This is a genomic window from Polyangiaceae bacterium, from assembly GCA_015075635.1.
In the GTDB taxonomy this organism is placed as follows: domain Bacteria; phylum Myxococcota_A; class Polyangia; order Polyangiales; family Polyangiaceae; genus JADJKB01.
Genome location: JABTUA010000001.1, coordinates 343,370 through 365,737, shown reverse-complemented (window position 1 = coordinate 365,737; position 22,368 = coordinate 343,370). Strand labels below are relative to the sequence as shown.

The 22,368-nt window shown below is 70.6% G+C and carries 18 protein-coding genes; 6 read left to right on the top strand and 12 right to left on the bottom strand.

Features of this window, described 5'->3' with window-relative positions; all coding sequences use genetic code 11:
• Positions 1 to 59 precede the first annotated feature (59 nt).
• Entirely contained in the window at positions 60 to 680 is a 621-nt protein-coding gene (locus HS104_01740; protein MBE7478700.1) for a hypothetical protein, read from the bottom strand.
• Positions 681 to 794: 114 nt separating this feature from the next.
• Positions 795 to 1,604, bottom strand: a complete 810-nt coding sequence (locus HS104_01735; protein ID MBE7478699.1) for a hypothetical protein — start codon at positions 1,602 to 1,604, stop codon at positions 795 to 797.
• Positions 1,605 to 1,658: 54 nt separating this feature from the next.
• On the opposite strand from HS104_01735, the gene HS104_01730 reads away from it, so the two are divergent.
• On the top strand, positions 1,659 to 2,114 hold the full coding sequence (locus HS104_01730) for a hypothetical protein (GenBank protein MBE7478698.1): 456 nt from the start codon (positions 1,659 to 1,661) through the stop codon (positions 2,112 to 2,114).
• A gap of 1 nt (position 2,115) precedes the next feature.
• Here HS104_01730 and HS104_01725 read toward each other — a convergent pair whose 3' ends face one another.
• The gene (locus HS104_01725) at positions 2,116 to 3,633 is read right to left on the bottom strand and encodes a S1 family peptidase (GenBank protein MBE7478697.1); all 1,518 of its coding nucleotides are present in this window, start codon (positions 3,631 to 3,633) and stop codon (positions 2,116 to 2,118) included.
• Positions 3,634 to 3,777: 144 nt separating this feature from the next.
• On the opposite strand from HS104_01725, the gene HS104_01720 reads away from it, so the two are divergent.
• Positions 3,778 to 4,770 (top strand): hypothetical protein, encoded by a 993-nt coding sequence (locus HS104_01720; protein ID MBE7478696.1) that lies wholly within the window; start codon positions 3,778 to 3,780, stop codon positions 4,768 to 4,770.
• A 202-nt stretch (positions 4,771 to 4,972) separates the two neighbouring features.
• Here HS104_01720 and HS104_01715 read toward each other — a convergent pair whose 3' ends face one another.
• The 4 genes from HS104_01715 to HS104_01700 all read right to left on the bottom strand — a co-directional run bounded on the left by HS104_01715 (position 4,973) and on the right by HS104_01700 (position 13,373).
• On the bottom strand, positions 4,973 to 7,726 hold the full coding sequence (locus HS104_01715; GenBank protein MBE7478695.1) for a hypothetical protein: 2,754 nt from the start codon (positions 7,724 to 7,726) through the stop codon (positions 4,973 to 4,975).
• A gap of 203 nt (positions 7,727 to 7,929) precedes the next feature.
• Complete coding sequence (locus HS104_01710; protein ID MBE7478694.1) at positions 7,930 to 9,546, bottom strand: serine/threonine protein kinase; 1,617 nt, start codon at positions 9,544 to 9,546, stop codon at positions 7,930 to 7,932.
• A 108-nt stretch (positions 9,547 to 9,654) separates the two neighbouring features.
• Positions 9,655 to 12,381, bottom strand: coding sequence for a hsp70 family protein (locus tag HS104_01705; GenBank protein MBE7478693.1), 2,727 nt, complete (start codon positions 12,379 to 12,381; stop codon positions 9,655 to 9,657).
• Complete coding sequence (locus tag HS104_01700) at positions 12,381 to 13,373, bottom strand: aldo/keto reductase (protein MBE7478692.1); 993 nt, start codon at positions 13,371 to 13,373, stop codon at positions 12,381 to 12,383. Before HS104_01700 ends, HS104_01705 begins: the two co-directional genes overlap by 1 nt.
• A 19-nt stretch (positions 13,374 to 13,392) precedes the next feature.
• Between HS104_01700 and HS104_01695 the strand changes: the two genes are divergently transcribed.
• Both HS104_01695 and HS104_01690 read left to right on the top strand, forming a co-directional pair.
• On the top strand, positions 13,393 to 15,132 hold the full coding sequence (locus HS104_01695; protein MBE7478691.1) for a serine/threonine protein kinase: 1,740 nt from the start codon (positions 13,393 to 13,395) through the stop codon (positions 15,130 to 15,132).
• 22 nt (positions 15,133 to 15,154) lie between these two features.
• A complete protein-coding gene (locus HS104_01690) occupies positions 15,155 to 16,030 on the top strand; it encodes a hypothetical protein (protein MBE7478690.1) in 876 nt (291 codons plus the stop codon).
• Positions 16,031 to 16,061: 31 nt separating this feature from the next.
• Here HS104_01690 and HS104_01685 read toward each other — a convergent pair whose 3' ends face one another.
• The 4 genes from HS104_01685 to HS104_01670 all read right to left on the bottom strand — a co-directional run bounded on the left by HS104_01685 (position 16,062) and on the right by HS104_01670 (position 19,494).
• Positions 16,062 to 16,418, bottom strand: coding sequence for a hypothetical protein (locus tag HS104_01685; protein MBE7478689.1), 357 nt, complete (start codon positions 16,416 to 16,418; stop codon positions 16,062 to 16,064).
• Between the two features lie 253 nt (positions 16,419 to 16,671).
• A complete protein-coding gene (locus HS104_01680) occupies positions 16,672 to 17,082 on the bottom strand; it encodes a VOC family protein (protein MBE7478688.1) in 411 nt (136 codons plus the stop codon).
• Between the two features lie 52 nt (positions 17,083 to 17,134).
• On the bottom strand, positions 17,135 to 18,943 hold the full coding sequence (locus HS104_01675) for an Hsp70 family protein (protein ID MBE7478687.1): 1,809 nt from the start codon (positions 18,941 to 18,943) through the stop codon (positions 17,135 to 17,137).
• Positions 18,940 to 19,494: a DUF2760 domain-containing protein gene (locus tag HS104_01670; GenBank protein ID MBE7478686.1), complete on the bottom strand. Its 555-nt coding sequence runs from the start codon at positions 19,492 to 19,494 to the stop codon at positions 18,940 to 18,942. The genes HS104_01675 and HS104_01670 overlap by 4 nt, the downstream gene beginning before the upstream one ends.
• Before the next feature lie 30 nt (positions 19,495 to 19,524).
• On the opposite strand from HS104_01670, the gene HS104_01665 reads away from it, so the two are divergent.
• Together HS104_01665 and HS104_01660 are read left to right on the top strand one after the other, a co-directional pair.
• Entirely contained in the window at positions 19,525 to 20,331 is an 807-nt protein-coding gene (locus tag HS104_01665; protein ID MBE7478685.1) for a Nif3-like dinuclear metal center hexameric protein, read from the top strand.
• A gap of 60 nt (positions 20,332 to 20,391) precedes the next feature.
• Positions 20,392 to 21,549: a hypothetical protein gene (locus HS104_01660; GenBank protein ID MBE7478684.1), complete on the top strand. Its 1,158-nt coding sequence runs from the start codon at positions 20,392 to 20,394 to the stop codon at positions 21,547 to 21,549.
• Here HS104_01660 and HS104_01655 read toward each other — a convergent pair.
• The gene (locus HS104_01655; protein MBE7478683.1) at positions 21,533 to 22,354 is read right to left on the bottom strand and encodes a hypothetical protein; all 822 of its coding nucleotides are present in this window, start codon (positions 22,352 to 22,354) and stop codon (positions 21,533 to 21,535) included. The two genes, HS104_01660 and HS104_01655, sit on opposite strands and share 17 nt — an antisense overlap.
• Positions 22,355 to 22,368: the final 14 nt, after the last annotated feature.

Below are 22,368 nucleotides of genomic sequence, written 5' to 3'. Positions count from 1 at the left end.
CACGGCCAATTTGCCCAGATCGCGACCTCGACCGTGCAGCGCGCCGCACAGGTGTGCGCTCAGCGCGCGCGCTTGGCTCGAGCCCTGGGCTCGGCGCCCTGGGTCTTCGCCAAGGGCGGGGCGGCGTCCGCCGAGGCCAAGGGCGGCTCGCCCGCCGCCGGAGGCGGCGCGGCCAGTCGGAGCGAGATCTCCTCGCGCGCGTCCTCCCCGAGCTCGGGGCAGAGCAGCAGGATGCGGCCGAGGAGGTTGCCGGTCTCGAAGTAGCTGGCCGCGCACTCCGCGTGGATGAAGCCGATGGGCTCCATCCGGCCCTCGTCGAAGATGCCGAGGGACAGCCGCCAAGCGCCGCTCTCGATCAGCTGCCGGCAAGAGCGGCAGCGGGCCCGTCCCGAGGGCGAGCGCTCCGCGCGGAGGAGCCGCGTCGTGCGCGGGTGCGCCACGCCGACTTCTGCCACTTGCTCGAGCCGAGCGCGGTCGGGGACCCGCTCGGAGAGCAACGGCAGGATCTTCTCGCTGCGCATGCAGGCGGCGCAGACCAGGTGAAACCAGAAGGTCGCGTCGCCCTCGCCGAACGGGTTCGGCAGGACCTCGCCGAAGCGCAGCTCGCCCTTCTCGATCTTCTCACCGCAGCCGCGACAGCGAGCGCGCGCGCTGGTCGCCGGTTCGAGCAGATCCGCCACGCGCGAAATTGAACGGCGCTCGAGCGGCGCCGGTCAACAAAGCGTCACGCGCCGTCGCACGGGCCGAATCCTTCCATTCGACCCGTGCGAGCTCTGGGCGCAGGTGCGCCGCGCTCAGTTGCAGTAGAACTGGCCGCCGATGCAGTAGCAGGTCGTGTTGCCGTAGCTGCACGCGGTGGTCTGCGGCAGCGTGCAGCTCGCGCCGGGGTTCGGCTCCTGGCCCGGACAACCGTTCGGGTTCGGCGCGTTGCAGTTCCAGTCGCCGCCGAAGCAGGAACAGAACGTCGTGCCGTAGGTGCACTGCAGGCCGGACTGCTGCGACGTGCACTGGGAGTTGTCGGCCGGCGCCGTTCCCGGGCAGGTCGGGCAGTTCCAGGTCTGGCCGAAGCACAGGCATTTGTCGGCGCCGTAGGTGCAGCGCGAGCCGCCCCCCTGGCACTGCGAGTCCTCGGCCGGCTTGGTCGCGGGGCATTGGTTGCACTGCCAGTCCGGCCCGCCTTGGCCCACGACGCAGGTGCACTGCTCGTTGCCGTACGGACAGTTCAAGCCCACCGAGGTGCAGTTCTGGCCGTCTTGCGGTGCCTGACCCGGACAGGTTCCTGGTGCGCCACCAGTTCCCGCGCCGCCAGTTCCCGCGCCACCGGTTCCCGCGCCGCCCGCGCCCGCGGTGCCGCCGCCCGCGCCCGCGGTGCCGCCGCCCGCGCCCGCGGTGCCGCCGCCCGCGCCCGCGGTGCCGCCGCCCGCGCCCGCGGTGCCGCCTCCGCTGCCGCCGGTCGACGCGCCACCCGACGAGCTGCCGCCGGTCGACGCGCCACCCGACGAGCTGCCGCCGGTGCTGCTGGACTCCTTCTCGTCGTCGCCGCCGCAGGCGCCGACCAAGACCACCGCGCTGATCACACACAAACCGCCAAGGATTGTTCGCATAGCCATTTTTCGCCCTCGCCTGCGCTCACGGTAGCATGGGATAGGTGCGTTCCAATGCGCTTCGCCTGGATTGGCCTCGCCGTGGTCTCTGCTTCAGCCTGCGCGTCGGACGCCAGCTCGACCGCCGGTAGTACCGCCAGCGGTGGATCGGCAGGCGCTGAGGGAGGCAGCGGGGGCCAGACCATCGGTCAAGGTGGTAGTCCCGCCGACACCGGCACCGACGCGCCCGCCTGCCAGCTCCAGAAGCCGTACTCGTCTCAGGACGCGGCCTGCAACGCGTGTGCGGAGGCGGAGTGCTGCGCTCTGATCAACGTCTGCTACTCCGACCCCGACTGCGACGACGGCTACGTGAACTGCATCCTCGCCTGCGCGCTCTTGCCGGGCGACGCGGGCGACGCGGGAGTCGAGAGCTGCATCGCGGACTGCGCGGCGCAGCACCCGGCCGGCAGAGACGAATACGACGCCGCCATCGGCTGCGCGGACGCCAAGTGCGCGGGTTCGTGCAGCTAGCTCACCGACGGCGTCGTCGCAGCACCGCGAGGCCCGCCAGAGCCAGGGCGAGCCAGGCGCTCGAGCCGCTGCTCGAGCGCGACACGCCGCAGCCGCCGGAGCTGCCGGAGTCGCTGGTCTGCTGGGGATTGCCGCCGCTTCCCGCGCTGGTGCCGCCGCCACCCGCGGGTGCGCCGCCGACCGCGCCGGCTCCGCTGCTGCCGCCGCCTGCCGGGGGAGCGCCACCGGCGCCGGCGCTACCGCCGCTGCCGCCGCTACCAGTCGCGCAATGGTTGCTGCAGGCGCTCGTGCACGAGCTGTTGCACACGCAATACGCGACCGACTCGTAGGCGTCCCAGCCCAGCGCGTTGGTCGTCTTGCAGTCGGCCAGGCAGGCGGCGTCGGTGCAGGCATCGGCGCAAGCGAGCGCGGCCTTGCAGGCGTTGGTGCCCAAGCAGTCCGACACCACCGTCGGGCACTCGCTGTTGCGGCACGTCTCGCAGGCGGTGCCACCGCCGAGCGGAGCGCACGCCTTCACCGGCTGGGTGAACATCGGGAAGCTCATGTCCTGGCAGACGTACCCCGTGGGACACGAGCTCGAGGTGCAGAAGTCGGTGCAGTAGCCGGCCGGCGCGCACAAGAACGACTGGCACTGCGCTCCGGTCGTGCACGGGCCCTCGCCGGTGGCCTTGGGAACGATGGGCGTGCCCGTGCCGGTCTCGAGCGTGGGCGAGGCGGCCGCGGCGGCGAAGGCCTGGTTGATCAGATCCTTGTGGTAGTCCAGGCGCACGTATTTGGCGGTGGCGTTCGGATCGGTGCATTTGGACACGCGTGACGCGATGCCGATCACGGCGCCGCCCGCCGACAAGATCGGGCCGCCGGAGTCCCCCGAGCAGACCGCCTGTCCCGTGGCCAGCTCGCCTTCGCCGGTGAGCTCGTTCCAGTCCTTGCCCACGCTCCGCACCGGCACGTTGGCGCGCATGCGCCGCTTGCCGGAGCCCTGGGAGTTGTCGTTGATGGCGCCGTAGCCGACCGCGGTCACCAGCTCGCCGATCTGCGGCGGGTAGTCGCGGCGAATCTTCAGCGGCGGGGCGCTGGTCACCGCCTTGTTGAGCACCAGGAGCGCGATGTCGTTGTTGCAGAGGTTCTTGCTCTGCACCGTGAAGAGCTGCGCGCCCACGGCCACCGGCGTGCCCCAGAACTGCGGGCTCTGACCCGTGAACACCTTCAAGTTCGCCGCGGCGTAGTTGTTGCCGACGTGGTCGCCGTTGGTCGAGTTGCCGTTGATGTCGCAGCCGATGCCCTGGGTGACGTTCTGCGCGACGCAATGGCGCGCCGTGAGCACCAGGTTCGGCGCGATCAGCGAGGCCGTACACGAGCCGCCCGGGTTGGCGAGCATGACGACGTTGGTGTGCGTCGTGTCGTCCACGCCGCCGACGATCTCACCGGAGGTCGTGGCCGGATCGGGCTCGGCGGGGCGTTCGCCCGAGCAGGCCGCGAGGATGAAGGAGAGCCCAAGCAAGCGAACGTGTCGGTTCATCGTGGGTACCGCTCGAGAAAGGACGACTCCCCCCGGACTCGTGCAGTGTCGCATCAAGCACCGCCTGCAACCAGGTAGGTAGGTTGCGCACCTTGGCGCCATTTCGTCCGCGGTATCCGAGCTGCGCTACCATGCGAGATCGTCATGGCGAAAACCTCGCGAATCCGCGCGCGCGTCACCGGTTGCCTGGTCATCGCCGCGCTGCTCGGCGCGCCCGCGGGCCCGGCCTGGGCGGCACCCACCAAGCAAGAGCTCGCGAAGGCGCGCGCTCGCTTCCAGCAGGCGACGGAGCTGGAGCAGGCCGGCAACTACACGCAGGCGCTCGAGGCCTTCCGTGAAGTGGGGCAGGTGCGCATGACGCCGCAGGTGCGCTACCACATCGGCTTCTGCGAAGAGAAGCTGGGCAAGCTCTTGACCGCGCTCGGGGGCTACGAGCTCGCGATGCAGGAAGCCGCCAGCGTGGACCCGAGCTTCGTGAGGGAGGTCGAGGAGCGCATCGTGCAGCTCAAGGCGCGCATCCCCAAGCTCACGGTCACGCGTGGCAAGAGCGCCACCAGCGGGCGCATCGAGATCGACGGCGTCTCCGTCGGCGAGAACAGCCTGGGCAGCCCGATGCCGTTCGATCCGGGGCCGCACCTGGTCGAGGTGAAGCTGGGTGAGACGACCCGCTTCTCCGAGACCGTCAGCCTGGCGGAAGGCGACGCCAAGGAGCTGGTGATCGAGTTCCCCGCGGAAGCCCCGGCTCCCGCGGGCGCCGTCGAGAAGCCGGCCGAGAAGGATCAGGGACCGGCGAAGAAGTCCGGCGGCGCGCTGCCCTGGATCATCGGTGGCGTCGGCGTCGCGGGCCTGGCCGCTGGAGGAGTGTTCTTCCTGATGAAGCAGGGCAAGGTGAGCGAGCTCGAGGACGCTTGCGGCCCGGGTGGCAACAGCTGCCCGCCGGAGAAGCAGAGCACCTATGACGACGCCAAGACCTACAACACGCTGTCCATGGTCGGCGTGGGCGTGGGCGTGGTCGGCGTCGGGATCGCAGCCACGATGCTGCTGACCCAGAAGTCGTCGGCTCCCAAGGCCGGCTACTACGTAGCGCCCGCAGTCGGTCCGGGCAGCGGTGGCGTGGCCGCTTTCGGCCGCTTCTGACTCCGGTGTCTTTCTACGCCCCGAGTTCGCCGCCACGCCCGGCATTCTTCAGGGTTCTTGTCGGGACGCTGACAGGACACGTCCGGCGACAACTCCCACCTGGCGGGGGGAGTGCGCCGGCCTCGCCGGCATTCTCGTGGGTCTCGGCCTCAGTGGCGGATCGCGATCTGCTCACGCCAAGACAGCGAAAGTCGAGTCTGAGTCAGTTGCAGGTGCCGCTGGACAGCGACAGGTCGTCGATGTTCCAGCCGCTCATGATCCAGGCCAGGAAGTTCCCCGACTTGCCGGTCTTGTGGCTGAAGCGCACGCGGAAGTTGGCGTTCTTGTGCGCGGTGACGTCGTACTCGTGACGGGTCCAGGAGTTGTCGGTGATTAGGACCTTGCCGGAGGTCGCGTTCGTCCACAAGACGACCCAGCTCGAGCCGTTGTAGACCTCGACGGTGTCCGTCACGAACGGATCCCAGTCGATGTTGAGCCAGCGCCAGAAGGTGAGCCTCACGGTCCCCGACGCGGCGCTCAGGTTGATCACCGGGCTCGTGATGTAGTTCGGCCCGTTGATGGGGTTGGCGTAGTTGCCCCCGAGCACGATGCCGGCCACGCCGTTGTCGCTGGTAGTGGAGTGGTCGCTCGCCGGGTCCGGGAAGCCCTGCTGCTGGCCGGTGCCGGCGGAGGTCGGCCCGATGGCCCACTCGCCTTGCAGCGTCCAACCCTTGGCATTGTCCGAGAAGTCTTCCGAGAAGTAGATGGTGCCGCCGCTGCACGCGCTGGAGGCGCAGCCGCAGGTCCCGTCCGAGCCGCACTTGGTGCCGCAGCCGCCGCAGGCGTTGGGGTTGGTCGCGGTGTTCGCCTCGCAACCGTTGGCCCCGTTTAGATCGCAGTCGAGAGTGCCGGAGCCGCAGCTGGCACAGACCGAGTTGTTGCAGTACTGGTTCGCGCCGCAGGCGTTGGAGCAGCTGCCGCACTTGTTGTGACTCGTATTGAGGTTCGTCTCGCAGCCGTTTCCGGCATTCCCGTCGCAGTCGGCGAAGCCGGAGGGGCAGGCCGAGATGCACGACCCGCCCACGCAGTTCGGGGTGGCCGGAGGGCAGGTCGTGCCGCACGCGCTACAGTTCTGCGAGTTGTTCGTGAGGTTGACCTCGCAGCCGTCGATGCGCGGGTTGCTGTTGCAGTCCGCGTAGCCGCCGTTGCAGGCGATGGAGCAGTTGCCGCCGCTGCACGACGGCGTGCCGTTGTTCGGGCTGCACGCCGAGCCGCAGCCGCCGCAGTTCGGTACCGAGGTGTTGACGTTGATCTCGCAGCCGTCCGCGTTCAGTCCGTTGCAGTTGCCGAACCCGGTCAGACAGGTAGCCACCGTGCACTGGCCCGTGTCGCAGCTCGGGGTGGCGTTCGGCAACGCGCAGTAGGAGCCGCAGGCGCCGCAGTTCTCCAGCGTGTTCAGCGGGGTCTCGCAGCCGTTCTTCGGATCGCCGTCGCAGTTGCCCCAGCCGGTGGCGCAGACGGGCGTGCACACGGCTGCGATGCAGCTGGTCGAGCCGTGGGCGTTCGTGCACGCGATCCCGCAGCCGCCGCAGTTGGCAGTCGAGGTGTTGGTGTTGGTCTCGCAGTCCGCGGGGTTCGAGTCGCAGTTGGCGGTCGGCGGCGCGCAGCCGGAGAGCACGCAGCTGCCGTTCTGGCAGACCTGGCCGGTGCTGCATGCGTTGCCACAGGTGCCGCAGTGTTGCGGGTCGGTGTTGCTGTTCTTCTCGCAGCCGTTGGCCGCCTGTAGGTCGCAGTCCTTCCAGGGCGCGGCGCAGGAGCTCAAGGTGCATATGCCGGAGTTGCAGGTGCCCGCCCCGTTCGGGAAATCGCACTTGTTGCCGCAGCCGCCGCAGTGGTCGCTGCTGGTCAAGGTGTTGATTTCGCAGCCGTTGGCCGAGGCCTTGTCGCAGTCGGCGAAGCCGGCCACACAGCTGCCGACCGCACAGGCGCCGTCCTTGCAGATCTCGTTGCTGTTGAGCAGGTCGCACACCAGGTTGCAGGTGCCGCAGTTGCCGACGCTGGTCTGCAGGTTCACCTCGCAGCCGTTGGCCGGGTTGCTGTCGCAGCTCTCGAAGCCGGGCTTGCAGGCGCCCGTGCCGCAGTTGCCGTTGACGCAGGTCGCCGCGGCGTTCGCCGGCTCCGGGCAGGCGTTGTTGCACGCGCCACAGTGGAGCGGGTCTACCCCGGGGGTCGTCTCGCAGCCGTCGCTGGCGTTGCCGTTGCAGTCCGCCAGGCCGAGGTCGCACTTGTCCACCTTGCACACGCCGGCCTCGCACTTGCCGCTGCCCCCGACGGGCTTGCAGGGCGTCTCGCAGGCGCCGCAGTGATCGACGTTCGAGCTCGGGTTCACGCACTCCTTGGCGCAGCACTCGAAGCTGCTCGGGCAGGTGGCCGAGGTCGCGCACCCCGGGATGCAGCTGCCGCTCGCCGTGTCGCACACCGTGCCCAGCGGGCACTCAGGGTCTGCGCTGCAGCCGACGCACAAGTTCTTGCTGGTGTCACAGGTGAGAGTCGTGGCGGCGTCAGCGGGCGCCGCGTCCGGATCACCGGCGTCGCCGCCGGCGCTGGCGTCCGGAGCCAGGCCGGCGCAATCCTCGTCGTCGTTGCAGCCGATCTTGCACACCGTGCCGGCGCAGTAGGTGCCCTTCGGGCAATTGTCGCTCGCCGGCAGGCACTCCACGCACTTGCTGTTCGGGATGTCGCAAACGGGGAGCGTGGGAGTGGCTGCGCAGTCGGCGTTCGAGGTGCAGCCGGTCGGACCGCTGTCGCCATCCGTGGTCACGTCGTTGCCGGAATCGCCCGCGCTCCCGCCGGTGCTGCCGCCGGCGCCCGAGGCGCCGCCCGTCGCCGCACCACCGTCCGTTCCGCCTGTTCCATCTTGAAACCCGAACTCGGGCACGCCGCACGCGGAGAAGTAGAAGGTAACCGCTCCGCCCACCAGTGCGCCCCGGAGAACGCGCGCAAAAGACCGCATGATGATCCGAAAACTATCACGCCAGGGGGTGAGGGTCGGGTCAAACCGGCGGCCCACTCGGGCCCACCTCTCCACACCTCAGACTCGGGGTCGCCCCCTCGGCAAACAGCGGTTGGCGACGATTCCCAACTGCGCGATCTGCTCACGCCAAGACAGCGAGGGTCTCCCTAGAATCCCGGATCGTGCTTCCAGCCGGTCGTGGGCTTGGTCGTGGGCGCAGGCTTGGCCGTGGGCGCGGCCTTCGGTGCGACGGCGCTGCCGGTGTTGCGCGGGCGTTTGCTCGTCGTCGGCTCGGCCTCCGCGGTCGCGGCGGGCGCGGGCTCGGCGCTCGCGACCGGCTCGGCGGTGGCGACGACGCTGGGTTCGGGTGCCGGCGACGCGGCGGTGGGTTGCTCGGTGGGAGCCGCCGCAGGCTCTGCTGCCGGCGCCTCCGGCTTGCGCGTCAGCAAGAACACGAGCCCGCCCAACAGCGCGACGGCCACCACGCTCGCGCCCGCGAACAGCGGCCATCGGCTCTTCTTCGGCAGCTCGGCCGGGGTGAGCTCGATCCCCTCGCCGGGGGTGGGGGCCAGGGCGCGCGAGCCTGTCGGCTCGACCGAATCCGGCATCGACGGCGGCCTCGCGATGCCGCTGACGCCGCTCAGCTCCGCCGTCGTCGTGGAAGCGGACACGCCGGAGACGCCGCTGCCGGCGGTCTGCATGGACGGCGGGGGCTGAGAGTCGAGCAGCTCGCGCAGCGTCTGCCCGGGGACTGGGGCGGCGGCGGCGCGTTTGTCGGCGGTCTCGAGCGCGGCGGCGAGCGCGCGTGCCTGCTGCTCGCGGCGCTCGCCGAACAGGCTGCGCACGAACGAGGCCGCCTCCTCGTCGGTGCTCGCCCGCAGGTTGCGCGGCAACGCCTGGTCGAGGGCGCGCGCGAAGTCGTTGGCGGTCGGGTAGCGCTTGGCTGGATCCTTCGCCAGCGCCTGCATCACCACGCGCTCGAGCATCATCGGGTAGGTGGGGACCAGCCGATGCGGGTTCACCGCCGGCTTGGGATCGCAGATCCGGTACAGCGTGGCCGCCTCGTTCTCCTGCCGGAACGGGTGCTTGCCAGTCGTGAGCAGGTAGAGCACCACGCCCATCGCGAACACGTCCACGCGACGATCGATGGTCTTGGCCTTGATCTGCTCGGGCGCCATGTAGGCGACCTTGCCTTTGACCTGACCCGCGCTGGTGGAGCCATCGCCGTGGGCCGTGGCCTTTGCCACGCCGAAGTCCACGACCTTGGCCACGCCGTCGTAGGTGACCAGGATGTTCTGCGGCGACACGTCGCGGTGCACCAGGCCGACCAGCTGCCCCTTCGCATCGCGCAGCTCGTGCGCGGCGTGCAACCCGGCGCAGGCTTGCATCACGATGCGGACGGCGACCGGCAGCGGAATCCCGCCGGACTGCTTCGCCTCCTTCATCAGTTGGTGGAGCGGGATCCCGTCGATCCACTCCATCACCATGAAGAGCACGCCGTCCTGCTCGCCGAGGTCCAGCGTCTCCACCACGTGGGGGTGTCGGACCTGAGAGGCGAGCGACGCCTCGTCGAGGAACATCTGCTCGAACTGGGCGTCCTCGCTCAGCTTGGGCAGCATGGTCTTGACCGCGACGATCTTCTGGAAGCCGCGCGTTCCCTTGAGCCGCGCGGCCCAGACCATGGCCATGCCGCCGCTGGCGATGGGCAAGAGCAGCTCGTAGCGGCCCAGCACGTGTCCCGCGCCGACGTCACCGGCGAAGGTTGCGCTGCTGGGGACCGTCACGGCGGACACTCGACTCCAAAGTGTCGCAGACCGAGACGCAGTGCTCAACTAATCGCGGTCAGGTGTGAGCCACACACAGCCACCCACTTCAGGCCACCTTGAGCGCGCTCAGACCACCAGCCGAAGCCCAGCCGGGAGCTCCTCACCGAAGAACTCCGCGCGCTCGCGGTCTTCCACCGGAAGCACCTCGCGTACCGCCCGGACCCAGTCTGAATCTGCGTTCACCTTTTCGAGTGCCTGCGCCACGCGCTCGCGGAGCTCGCCGCTGACGTCGCGCGTGCGGTCGCCCGTCGCGCGGGCCAAGAGCATCGCCGCTCGGGGCGCGGTCGGGACCTCGCTCCATTTCTCGCGCAGCAAATGATCGAGCCAGCTCTCCGCGACGCGCGTCGCGACGGCGTGGTGCACGCTGGCATAGGCCGGCGCGCGCGCGCCCAGACGCCCGATGGCGGCCCAGAGCCGCGGGTTCTGCTCGGTCCAGGTGCGCTCGATCAGCCACTCACCGAGCTTGGCGCGCCGCTCCGGCGCGACGCGTTCGAGGGACGAAGCGAGCTCCAGCATCTCGTCGAGTGCCTGGGGCTTCATCCCTTTCGGCTTCTTCCCGGCGTGACCTGCAGGTGCCAGGAACGGATCGACACGATCGCGGATGTGCGTCTGCAGGTTCTCGGCGAGCCCGCCAGCGACGCGCCGCCAGGCGATCCAGAACTGCTGCCAGCCGCGGGCTTCCTCCTGGAACACCAGACCCTGTTCGAACAGCGGCGAGAGCGCGCGAATGCGACCGGGATCGAGCGGGTGACCGTACCCGGGGCGCAGGCAGTAGCCCACCAGCATCCAGAACACGCGCTCGTGGTCGAGCGAGCGACGCCGCGCCTTGGCGAGCGGCGCGACCACGTCGTAGAGCGCGCGGCACAGCTCGCCGCCCCAGGTGTTGCGCTCGCCCAGGATCCGCGTGAGCTCGCGCCAGAGATCCTTGACCTCGCGCTCCTTGACGGCGGACGCCGCCTTGCCGAACACGCGCTCGATGGCCGTGCGCGCCTCGTCGAAGCGCGCGCTCGCGGGGCGCACGCTCGGTCGTGGTCGCTCGGAGACGCGCGCCTCGTTGCTCGTGGCGCGCGCACGCAGCTCGAAGGCCAACGCGAACCGACGCGGCTGCTGCTCGTCGCGCTCGATGCACGAAAGCTCGAGTGTGCCCACGGGCGAGAGCTCTCCGACCAGCGCGACCTGGACCTCGTCGCCGCTGCCCTCGGCGTCGAAGCTCGACGCGACCGGCGAGAGCAGCGAGAAGCGCTCGTCGTCGAGGCGCACGATCTCTCCCGGCGCGTGAACGGCGTGATCCGCCGCGAAGAGCTCGAAGCGCACCGGCCGGCCCACGCGCAGCGCGAGCGGCAGCCCGGCTGCCACGTGCCGCTCCCCCTCGCGGGCGCCTCGGGGCACCACGCAAACAGCGCGCTTCTCGGCGCCCTCGATGCCGACGTAGAAACCCTGCGCCGAGCCGCCGCCGATCAAGAGGCCGTGTCCGGCCAGGGCCAGCCCGTACGCCACCGCGCCGCGCGCCACCGCCAAGTCCGGATCGCGCTCCGGCAGTCGCTCGCAGCTCGGCTCGCCCCAAGAGCGCACCACCTCGAGCACGCGCTCGGCGGTGCGCTCGGCGCGGAACACGCCGCCGTTGAAGAGCACGGCGCGGATGGGGGTCTCGGCGGGCGCGTGGCTCGCCACGAACGCGGCCAGGTGTCGGGTGATGGCAGCGTCGTGCTCGTAGGGCAGGCCGAAGGCCCGAAGCCCCGAGCGACCGCGCTTCGGCGAGTCGGTGCGGGAGCAAGGCGGGAAGAAGCCCTCGAGCACGACGCGGTTCACCTCGTCCTTCTCCAGCTCGGTCCGGAGCGTGCTGCCGACCAGCGCGGAGCCGGACCCGGCCAGCGCGATGGCGGCGCACTCGCCGGCGCCCGGCGCGAGCAGCGTCTCCTTCGCGGCGCGGCAAGCCAAGACGAGCTCGGCGAAGCGCCGCGCGTCCAGATGTGCGGGCGGCGCCACCAAGCGCGACTCGCACAGGTGAGCCAGCGCGAGATCCATGTTGTCGCCGCCGAGCAGGAGGTGGCGTCCCACCGCGACGCGTTCCACGGCCAGCGCTCCAGCGGCGTCGCGGCTCACGCGGATCAGCGTCAGGTCCGTGGTGCCGCCGCCGACGTCGCAGATCAAGATCAGCGCAGGCTCGCCCGCCGGCCCCGAGAGCTCCCCGAGGCGCTGCAAGCCGAGGTGCGCCATGGCGTCGTAGAACGCCGCCTGGGGCTCTTCGAGCAGTCGTGGCGTGAGCCCGGCGTCTCGCGCGGCCTGCACCGTGAGCAGGCGCGCGGTCTGATCGAACGAAGCGGGCACCGTCAGCACGACCTCTTGCTCGGCCAAGGGCCGCCCCGGGTGTGCCTGGTCCCAGACGCGCCGGATGTGCGCCAAGAGTCGCGTGCTGGCCTCCACCGGAGACAGCCGAGGCAGCTCGCCGTCCTCGTCGGAGGCGCCCCACGGCAGGATGGCGGCGGTGCGATCGACGGCCGCGTGACACAGCCAGCTCTTGGCCGACGACACCACCCGCCCCGGCACCTCGCGCCCGCGCCGGCGCGCGACCTCGCCGATGGCCCAGGGCGCGTCGCCGAACGGATCTTCCGCAAGCTCTCCGGGCAGCGGCGCGTACAAGAACGACGGCAAGAGCGCGCGGGCCTGGCGTTGACCCATCGTCACGAGCTGCGGGATGGGGAAGACCTCGACCTCCGCGCCGGCCTCGCGCTTCGCCCAGGCGACGACGCCGTGGGTCGTGCCGAGATCGATGCCGACGCACAGCTCGCGCATCAGCGACTGCCGTAGTTGTTCGCGGACTTCTCTTCGTTGCGATCCGTGGCCGGGGGCGGCTCGGGGGAGAGCGCGCCGATGCGGGAGAGGAGCTCCGCATCGAGCGCGAGCTCCGCCGCGGCCAGGCAGGGCTCGAGCTGCTCGAGGTTCCGCGCGCCGATCAGCGGCGCGGTCACGCCGGGTTGCGCCGCCACCCAGGCGATGGCCAGCGTCGCCGGGTGATGGCCGAGCTCCGCCGCGAGCGCCGTGAAGGCGTCCGCGATCTCGAGGTTCGACGGCGCACCGTAGCGCGTCTTGTACATCGCATTCTCCTGCAAGCGACCGCGCTCCGGTGCCTTGCCCACGCCGTATTTTCCGCTGAGCAGGCCACCAGCCAGGGGGCTGTACGTGAGCACGCCCAGGCCTTCGGCGCGCGCGTGAGGCAGGATCTCCACCTCGGCCTGGCGCTTCAGGAGGTTGTACATCGGCTGCGAGGCCACCACCGGCGCCCACCCCGCGCACGTCGCCACGCCCAGCGCTTTCGCCGTCTGCCAGGCGGAGAAGTTGCTGACCGCCGGGTAGAGGATCTTGCCCTGCCGGACCAAGGTCTCGAGCGCGTGCAGCGTCTCTTCGAGCGCGGTCACGTCGTCGAAGCGATGTAGAAAGAACACGTCCACGCGGTCCGTGCCGAGACGCCGGAGGCTCGCCTCCACGGCGTGCGCCAGGTGCAGACGCGACGAGCCGCGGGCGTTCTGGTCGGCGCTGGTCGGGAAGTACGCCTTGGTCGAGATCACCACCTCGTCGCGGCAGCCCGCGACCAGCTTGCCCAAGATCTCCTCGGAGCGGCCCTTCGCATACACGTCGGCGCAGTCGAAGAAGTTGATCCCGGCGTCCCGGCAGCGTCCGAACAACGCCGCGCTCGTCGCCTCGTCGGCGTCGCCGCCGAAGGACATGGTCCCGAACACGAGCTTCGAGATCCGGACGCCCGTCTTGCCCAAGAATCGGTACTCCATGGCGGAGCGGATCTGTATCATGCCCGCTCGGGCGATCATGCCAGGCGAGAGCGACCCCACGACGCGGGACCGGCCCGCCGCCGCCGACGCGGCGCCCACCGTCGCGCTCACGCCCGGGGCCTCCGCCAGCAGCACCACGCCGGAGCTCTTGCCGGCCACCACCGGCGGCTCGCTGCGCACTGCCGAGGCCACGCTGATCCTGGCTCGCGAAGAGGCCACCCGGACCCGCGCGCTCCTGCGCCTGGTCGGCCCGCTCTCCGCCCTGGGTCTGGCCGCGCTCTTGGTGCCGGCGAAGGAGGCGCCGTTTCGCGGCACCGCGGCGGCGGTGTTCGCAGCCACGCTCGCGGTCACGCTCTGGCTCTTGCTGCGCTTCCGAAACCTGGAGCGCTTCGATCCGCGGCTGGCGCTCCTGCACGCGATGTTCTGCGTGGCCTCGGTGCTCACCGCCGCGCTCTATGTCGGCATCTTCTCTCCCACCATCATGGGCGGCTGCGTGGGAGTCTACTTCTTCGCACTGAGCGACTCGAAGCTCGGCGCCTGGCTGGTCTACGCCACGCTCGCGGGCGGCTACGCCGTGCTCGCCGCCCTGGGCATCGCCGGGCTGCTCCCCCTCGACCGCGCCATCGTCGGCATCGAGAGTCCTGACCTGCGCGGGCTCGTCGCGCTCACGCTGATGGCGGAGATCTTCCTCGCGCTCACCTTCGGGATGGCCCGCAAGAGCCGGCAGGCCACCCGCGAGGCGTTCGAGCGGCTGGAGCGCGCGGCCATGCAGATCCGCCAGCGCGAGGCGCTGCTCGACGAAGCCCGGGCAGATCTCGACGCCGCTCGCGCCGCGAACCTCGGACGCTTCAGCGATCGCACCGTGGGCGACTACGCAGTCGGCGAGATCATCGGCCGCGGCGCCATGGGCGAGGTGTACCGAGCAGAGCAACTGTCCGCCAAGCGCGCCGTCGCGCTCAAGTTCCTGAACCCTGCGGTGCTCGGCGACGCCGAGATGCTCGAGCGCTTCTTCCGCGAGGCGAAGGTCGCGTCGGCGCTCCGGTCGCCGCACGTCGTCGAGGTGCTGGGGATGGGGCGCGCCGAGGACGGTTCGCCCTTCATCGCCATGGAGCTCCTGCGGGGCATGGACCTGGCCGAGCGCCTGCGCGAGCAGAAGCGCCTGGAGCTGTCGGAGGTGATCGAAATCCTGGCGCAGGTGGGCGAGGCGCTCGCCGCCGCCGATCGCGCCGGCATCGTGCACCGCGACATCAAGCCGCAGAACCTGTTCTTGGTGGACGACTCCCCGCGCCGGCTGTGGAAGGTGCTGGACTTCGGCGTGTCCAAGGTGCGCGAGCTGACCAGTCAGCTGACCCAGGGCGCCATCATCGGCACGCCGAGCTACATGTCCCCGGAGCAGGCGCGCGGGCTCGACGTCGATCACCGCAGCGACGTGTTCTCGCTCGGCGTGATCGCGTATCGCTGCCTGACCGGGCGCCCCGCGTTCACCGCGCCGGACAGCGTGCTCACCGTCTACAACGTGGTGCACGTGCAGCCGAGCGCTCCCACGGACGTCGCGCCGCACCTGGGCGCTGACGTGGAGCGAGTCCTGGCGCTCGGCCTGGCCAAGGACCGAGAGCGGCGCTTCTCCAGCGCGAGCATGCTCGCGGCCGCCCTGGCGGACGCGGCACGGGATCGCCTGGACGCTCGGCTGCGCGCCGACGCCGACGCGCTGATCGCCACCGAGCCCTGGGGCAGCGAGGTCGGCACGCCCCGACGCTGAGCTCTGCTATGCTGCGAGGAGGATGAAGCTCCGGCTCATGCTGTGGTGGTCCCTCGGCCTGTCGGCGCTGCTCCTCCACGCCTGCGGCGGCAAGGTGGACGACGTCCCCTCGCGCTGCGAGCCCGGCTCCGTGAGGGTGTGCGGCGGCAGCGGCGTGGCCGGCCCCTGCTACCAGCAGTGCCTGCCCAGCGGCGACGCCTTCTCGGATTGTGTGTGCAGCGGCGGTGGTCCGGGTGGAGGCGGCTCCGGCGGCTATCCGACCGGTGGCACCGGCGCCTACGGCGGCTATCCGGTCGGCGGCGGCGGCTACCCGACGGGAGGCGGCGGCGGTCTGCCCTGCGGGAGCTGTCCCGACTACAAAGTTGCCGGGCTGATCAACCTGCCGGCGTGCTGCGCGCCGGACGGCAGCTGCGCCGCCCAGGTGGACAGCACCGTCGCGGCGCTCGTCGGCATGAGCCCCGGCTGTTACCCGACCAACCAGCCGGGCGCGCCCGACCCAGGCTGCCCTGCGCTGACGTACACCAACCCGCTCGATGGCGGTCCCGGCTACTTCCCTGGTTGTTGTGGCGCGAAGACGGGCACCTGTGGCGTGACGATCGATCTCACCTCCGTCCAAGGTCCCGTCTTCGGCTGCACGGACGTCGGCGCAGGCGGCGGCGGGCCCCAGAAGTGCGGGGGGCCGAGCGGCAATTGCGACCTCTGCGTGCAGGTGAAGTGCGCGGCCGAGATCAGCAAGTGTATGCAGACTCCCGCCTGCGCCGCGATCATCGCCTGCGCCGGCGCGTGTACGGACCAACCCTGCGTGGACAAGTGCATCTTCACGAACCCAGCGGGTCAGCCGGTGTTCCAGGACTTCATGACCTGCGTCGGCCAGTATTGCGCGCCGGACTGTCAGTGACCCTCGCGCGCGACGGACCTCGCCGAAGCGGTCAGTTCTTCTTGGCCTTGTCCACGGCCTTGCCCACTTGGTCCAGGGCCTCGTCCTTCTTGTGCTTGGCCTTGTCGGCGACCTCCTCGGCGCCGTGCACGACCTTCTGCACGGCCTCCTGAGCGCTGTGGACGATCTTCGTGGCGATCTCCTTCACGGCGTGACCCGCCTTCTGCGCGGTCTCTTGAACCCGGTGACCGCCCTTCTGGGCCAGACCTTCGACCTTCTCGCCGGTCTCTTCGATCACGTCGCCCGCCTTCGCGGCGACATCGGTGAGCTGAGCGCCGGCCTTCTTCACCACGTCCTTGCCCTTGGTCTCGGCGGAGGAGATCTTCGAGCTGATGTTCTTGGCTTCCATCGGGTGCTCCTTCCCATGTCGCTCGACGTTCATCGCAATCGAGCGGCCAAACGCTCATGCGCGGTATGGGCTCACCCAGGTAGCAGGATGTGTGCCGCCGGCCTCCCCGCGGGGAAATCCGCAGGGAAACGCGCCCGGCCGCACGCAGCGCCTGCGCGCGCAGCGGAGCTCTGCGAACCGTGTGCGCTACTCGAGAGCGCGGTCGCCAACGCGCTACAGGGTGTCGTGTTGGGGCGCGTGGCCCGCGACGACACTACGGGAAGCTCACGCCGCCGATCGGATGCGGGTTGAAGGCGACCTCCCAGCGGAACCCATCTGGATCGGTGAAGTAGCCGCTGTAGCCACCCCAATCACGCGTCTGGGCGTCGTAGGCGGTCGCGCCTGCGGCGCGCGCGGTCTCGAGGACCGCGTCGACCTCCGCTGGCGACGCGACGTTGTGAGCGAGGGTGAACGGCATCGTGCCGCCGCGAGTGACCTCCCCGATCTCGGCGCGCGCCGCCGACTCCGCCCAGAGCGACAACACGAGCTTCTCGCCGACATGGATCATCAGCACCTCGCCGCCGGCCTCGAGGGCAGCGGACCAGCCGAGGCCGTCCAGGTAGAAACGGCGTGCGCGATCCAGGTCGGCGACGACGAGCGTGACGAAGTTGATTCGGGCTTCCATGGCGGCATTGTACGCACGTCCCCGAGCTCGACGATGCTCGGCGCTCGGCGGGTCAATTCCGCACGCCGAGCTCGAGCTTCCAGCGCTCATTCGGCTCGCGCGGCTCGCGGGGCACCGCTTCGAGCAAGAGCGTTCCCACCGGCGTGATCTGCGCCGCCAGCTCCACCGGGACCACGTCGCCTTCGCGGCGGCCCTCGGCGGGTAGCTCGATCTCGATGGGTGACAGCTCCTCCAGCTCGTCCGGTGTCCAGCGCTCGAGCTCGGTGCCGGCACGATCGTCGCGGCGCACGCTGGAGCCGAAGAAGCGAAAGCGCACCGGCTCGCCGACGACGAGGCCGAGCTCGTGGGGGGGTAGCTCGGCGTGCGTGCCTTCTTCCATACCGAAGGGCGCGACGCAGAGCGCGGTGATCGGCGGCTCGATGCCCGGCACGGCGGGCGCCGGGCTCTCGATGCCGACGTAATACGCGCGCGCCGTGCCGCCGCGGATCTTGAGGCCTTTGCCGCGGCGGACCAGGCCGAAATACGCGGCGCCGCGCGCGACCGCGAGGTCTGGATCGGCGCCCGGCAAGACGCGCGGTGCGGGCGCACCGTCGGCCTGGAGCCAGTGCCCGAGCGCCTCGAGCAAGCGCGCGCGGAGCGCCTCGCCCTTGACCACGCCGCCGTTGAACAGCACCGCACTCGGGTGGAGCAGCGCGCCGTGTCGCGCGCCGAAGCCGGCCAGCTTGTCCGTGGCCTCGACCTGGCGGGTCAGGAACGCGGCCAGGTGCTTGGTCACGGCGGGATCGGCGGCGTAGGGAAGGCCGAGCTGCGTGAGCCCGACGCGCGCGCGGGTCGCCGGGCGAGCGCTCGCGGGCACCACCGGGAAGAAGCCGTCCACCAGCACCCGCGCGACCTCTTCCCGAGTGAGCTCGCTCTTCAGCGTGTTGCCGAGCAGGGCCGAGCCGCGCCCGGCCACGGCGATGGGCGCGCTCGCCGCGCCCGCATCGGACAGGAGCCGCTCCTTGGCGCCGCGGCAGGTGTGGGTCAGCGCGGCGAGCTGCCAGCGGTCGAGCTCCTTTCCCTCGGCTCGGAGCTTCTGCGCCACCACGTGGGCCAGGGCCAGATCCATGTTGTCGCCGCCGAGCAGGATGTGATCGCCGACCGCGATGCGGTGCAGCTCGAGCAGACCGTCGCGCTCGACCGTGGCGATGGCAGAAAAATCCGTGGTCCCACCGCCGACGTCCACCACCAACACCACGTCGCCAGGACGCAAGTGGGTGCGCCAGCCCTCGCCGCTGTCGGCGATCCAGGCGTAGAGCGCGGCCTGCGGCTCTTCGAGCAGGGTCACGTTCTCGAGCCCAGCGGCGTAGGCGGCCTCGACGGTCAGGTCCCGCGCTGCGGCGTCGAAGGAGGCCGGCACCGTGAGCATCACCTCCTGCTCGCCGAGCGACACACCGTGCTTGGCCAGGAAGGCCTCCGCGAGGTGATCCAGGTAACGAAACGAGGCCTCCACCGGCGAGATCTTCTCGATGTCGTCGGGGGCGCCCGGGGGCAAGATCGGACCGCGCCGATCGACGCCGTCGTGGCAGAGCCAGCTCTTCGCGCTCGAGACCACCCGCGCCGGCGACTCCGAAGCTCGAGTGCGCGCGTGCTCGCCGACGGCGAAGCGGCGCGCCGCGTCCCACGGCAGCGCGAGCGCACCCTCGGACTCGTGGGCGAAGTACAGGAACGAGGGCAGGAGCACGCGCGCTTCGAGCGTGCCGGTCGCCACGAGCTGCGGCAGCGCCAGCACCTCTGGCTCGCGCCCGCCCTCGAGCGCGACGGCGGCGAGGGCGGTGTGCGTGGTGCCGAGGTCGATGCCGACGGCGAAGCGCGCGCTCATAGCTCGACTTCCGCCGGGTAGAGCAGGTTCGGGTCGTGCCCCTCGACCAGGCTCGGCAGCTCGAGCTTCTTCACTTGCCAGCCCTTGTGGCGGAGGGTGCCGCGGTAAGGCGGTTCGCCCTGCACGTTGCCGGTGAGCTTCACTCGGCTCGCATCGAAGCCCGCGGCGAGCGTGAGCTTCGCGCCCTCCTCTTCGCTCCGCACGGGCTCGACCTGGCAGTGCGCGACGAGCGCCTTGCGACAGCCCTCGTGGACCACGCGCGCCGCCGCGCCGATGTCGGAGTCGGAGAAGCCGGCGACGTCTTGCTTCAGGAAGTCCACCAGCCGCCCCTCGCGCTGCAGCAACGCCAAGAGCTGGAGCGCGGGCACGATGCTCGAGGGCTCGTCCGGCTCCGGCTTCGGCTCCGGCTCCGGCTCGGGGGCTGGCGGCAGCTCCGGCGCGGCCCCGAGAGCCGCGCGCACCCGCGCGGCCAGCGCGCCGTCGAACAGCACGCGAAAGAAACAGGTGAAAGCCAGCACCAGGCGTGCGGCGAAGGGCAGGGCGTCACTCACGGCGCGCGTAGCATAGTAGTCTCCGGTTTCATGTCGACGCCGCTCTGGCAGATCATCCCGGTCCTGGAGGCGCTGGCGCCGCTTCGCTACGCGGAGGAGTGGGACAACGTCGGGCTCCTCATCGAGCCGCGCCGCGAGGAGCACCCGGTCAATCGCGTGCTCCTGACCATCGATCTCGGCGAAGACGTGCTGGACGAAGCCGCCGAACGCGGCGCCGAGCTGATCGTCGCCTATCATCCACCCATCTTCTCGGGCGTGAAGCGCCTGACCCGAGCCAGCGCCGCCGAGCGTGTCGTCGTCGAGGCCTTGCGCGCGGGGATCGCGGTGTACTCGCCGCACACGGCCCTCGACGCGTCCCCCGGCGGCGTCAACGACTGGCTCGCGGACGCGTTGGGGCCCGGGGAGCGTGAGCCCTTGGCGCCCGCTTCCGACGGCAGCCCGGGCACTGGCATGGGACGGAGCGTCACGCTGAAAGCGCCGCTGACGCTGGACGCCATCGTGGCGCGGGTGAAGGACCACCTCGGTCTCACCCACGTGCGCGTCGCGTCCTCGCCGCGCCACGACGCCGGGGGCACCATTGCTCGGGTCGCGGTCTGTGCCGGTTCCGGCGGAACGCTGTTCGCCCGCCTATCCGCGCCGGAGCTCTATCTGACCGGGGAGATGCGACACCACGAGGTGCGCGCGAAGGTCTCGGCCGGCGCCAGCGTGATCCTCTGCGACCACACCAACACCGAGCGCGGCTTCTTGCCGAGCTTCGCCCGGCGCCTGGCAGAGCGCGTGCCCAGCATCGACGTCACCGTGTCGGCGCGGGACCGCGACCCGCTGCGAGTGGTCTGATGTAGGCGTTGATTTCGATCAACTCGGAGGCCACCCGGACCCGCGTAAAATTGGCGGGCCATGCAATTTCAGCAGCTGACGGTGAACGCGCGTGCCGCGCAGGTGAACCTCGAGGTCGAGCGCATCGCGAACCGCATCGTGCGCTCCTGGGACGAGGTCGCCGAGCGCCTGCACCTGGGCGGGAGGGCAGCCAAATACGACGACGTGCACTACGAGTTCGTGGGCGGCGCCGCCGACGCGCTCCGCAAGAAGCACTACGACAAGAGCCTGCGCCTGCTCTGGAAGGGCGAGGCGGCGCTTCCCTGGTCGAGCTTCCGCGACTGCAACGAGCACGAGCGCGAGTTGATCGATTTGGCGGAGAGGAACCTGACCGACGAAGAGCGTGCGATCCGCGGCCGCATCACCAGCGCCGAGTTCAAGGCGCTGCTCGACCGCGAGTACACGCTGGAGCAGAAGCGCGCCATCGTTGCCATCCTCTCGGCCATCGGCCACGGCGAGGCCTACGCCTGGCTCGTCTCCGCGAGCCTCTTGCCGGAGGTCCACAGCACCGGCGCGAAGGCCGCGCTCACCATGCAGATCCTGGAGGAGGCCAAGCACTTCGTCGTGATGCGCGAGCTGATGCTGGCCTTCGGGGTCGAGATCCCGCGCCAGAGCGTGTGGGAGTACTTGCTCCTCGAGGGCGCGCTCAAGGCCAAGGGCCTCGACAAGTTCTTCGGCATGAACGTGCTGGTCGAGAGCATCGCGCTCAGTATCTTCGGTGTGCTCTCGACGCTGCCGGGTCTCGACGTGCTCAGACTCTTCCACCTGGACGAGAGTCGCCACACGGCGCTTCCCGCGAACTACTTCAAGGAGTTCCCGCTCTCGAAGTGGCAGAAGCGGAGTCCCCTCGGGCGCGTGCGCCGGCTCAAGATGGCGCTGCCGGCGCTGCCGCTCATCATGTTGCTGGAGGCGGATCTCGCCGTGCTCGGCATCGACGCCTTCGACTTCGCCGGCTCGGTGATGCGCAAGGTCACGCACCTGTCCGAGCGCGCCGGCTTCCTGAAGCCTGTGGATGCCGCGGGTCAGACCCGCTTCTTCAACCAGGTCTTCAACGCCTACTGCAAGGCCACGCGCCCGGGGCACAGATACAAGGACTTCATGCTCTCCGAGACCACCGCCGGCGAAGCGGAGCTCGCGGTGGAGCGCGAGGCGTTCGGCGACGTCAGCACGGCGGCGTGACGCAGCTCCAGAAGCCACTGCCGTCGCAGGTGCAGGTGCTCGCGCACCAGCTGCCGTAGGTGCAGATCTGACCCGGGCTCCCGCACTGGCCCGAGGGCAAGGACGGCGGGCACGGGCCCACCGGCGGGGGCGGGTTCGGGCCCCCGCACACGCTCGCTTCGATGCAGTAGCCGGTGTACTGCCCGCCTTGCACCTCGTGCGCGCCGCCGTTCGGGCACATCGGCATCGGGACGGGCGGCCCGCAGGTGGGGCCGCAGATCTCCTTGGTCACGGGGTGGCACTCGGGCGGGCAGAACGCGTCCTCCGGGCAGTCCGAAGGCAGCGCCTCGACGCAGCCTGGAACGAACTGGCACGCGCTCTCCGGGCACTCGGCACGGCCGCCATTGCACGCCCACTGCGGCGTCTGCCCGCAGTGCCCGATGGCACCAGGGACGCAGTTCGAGAGCTCGCGGTCGATGCACTCGTAGAACTGCCAGCTCATGCAGTCGGCGCACATGCCGGTGGGCTGGCACATCGGGCAGCACTGGTCGTCGTACACCGGTGCGCAGCGCGGGAACGCGGTCAGGCAGCCGACCTCACCCAGCGTCGAGCAGGGCGCGCCGGTGTCCACGGGGCCGCAGCCCGAGACGCCTCCGGCTCCGCCGAGCGGCGCGCCACCGAAGCCGCCGGCTCCAGACACCGCGCCTGCGCCGCCGCTACCGCCTGCGCCGCCGCCGCTCCCGCCGCCATCTGCCGCCGCGAGCCGTGAACGACTGCCGCAGCCGGCGATCAGCAGTGCGCACCCGAGGAACCACGCGAGCTTCATGCCGCGGAGCATGC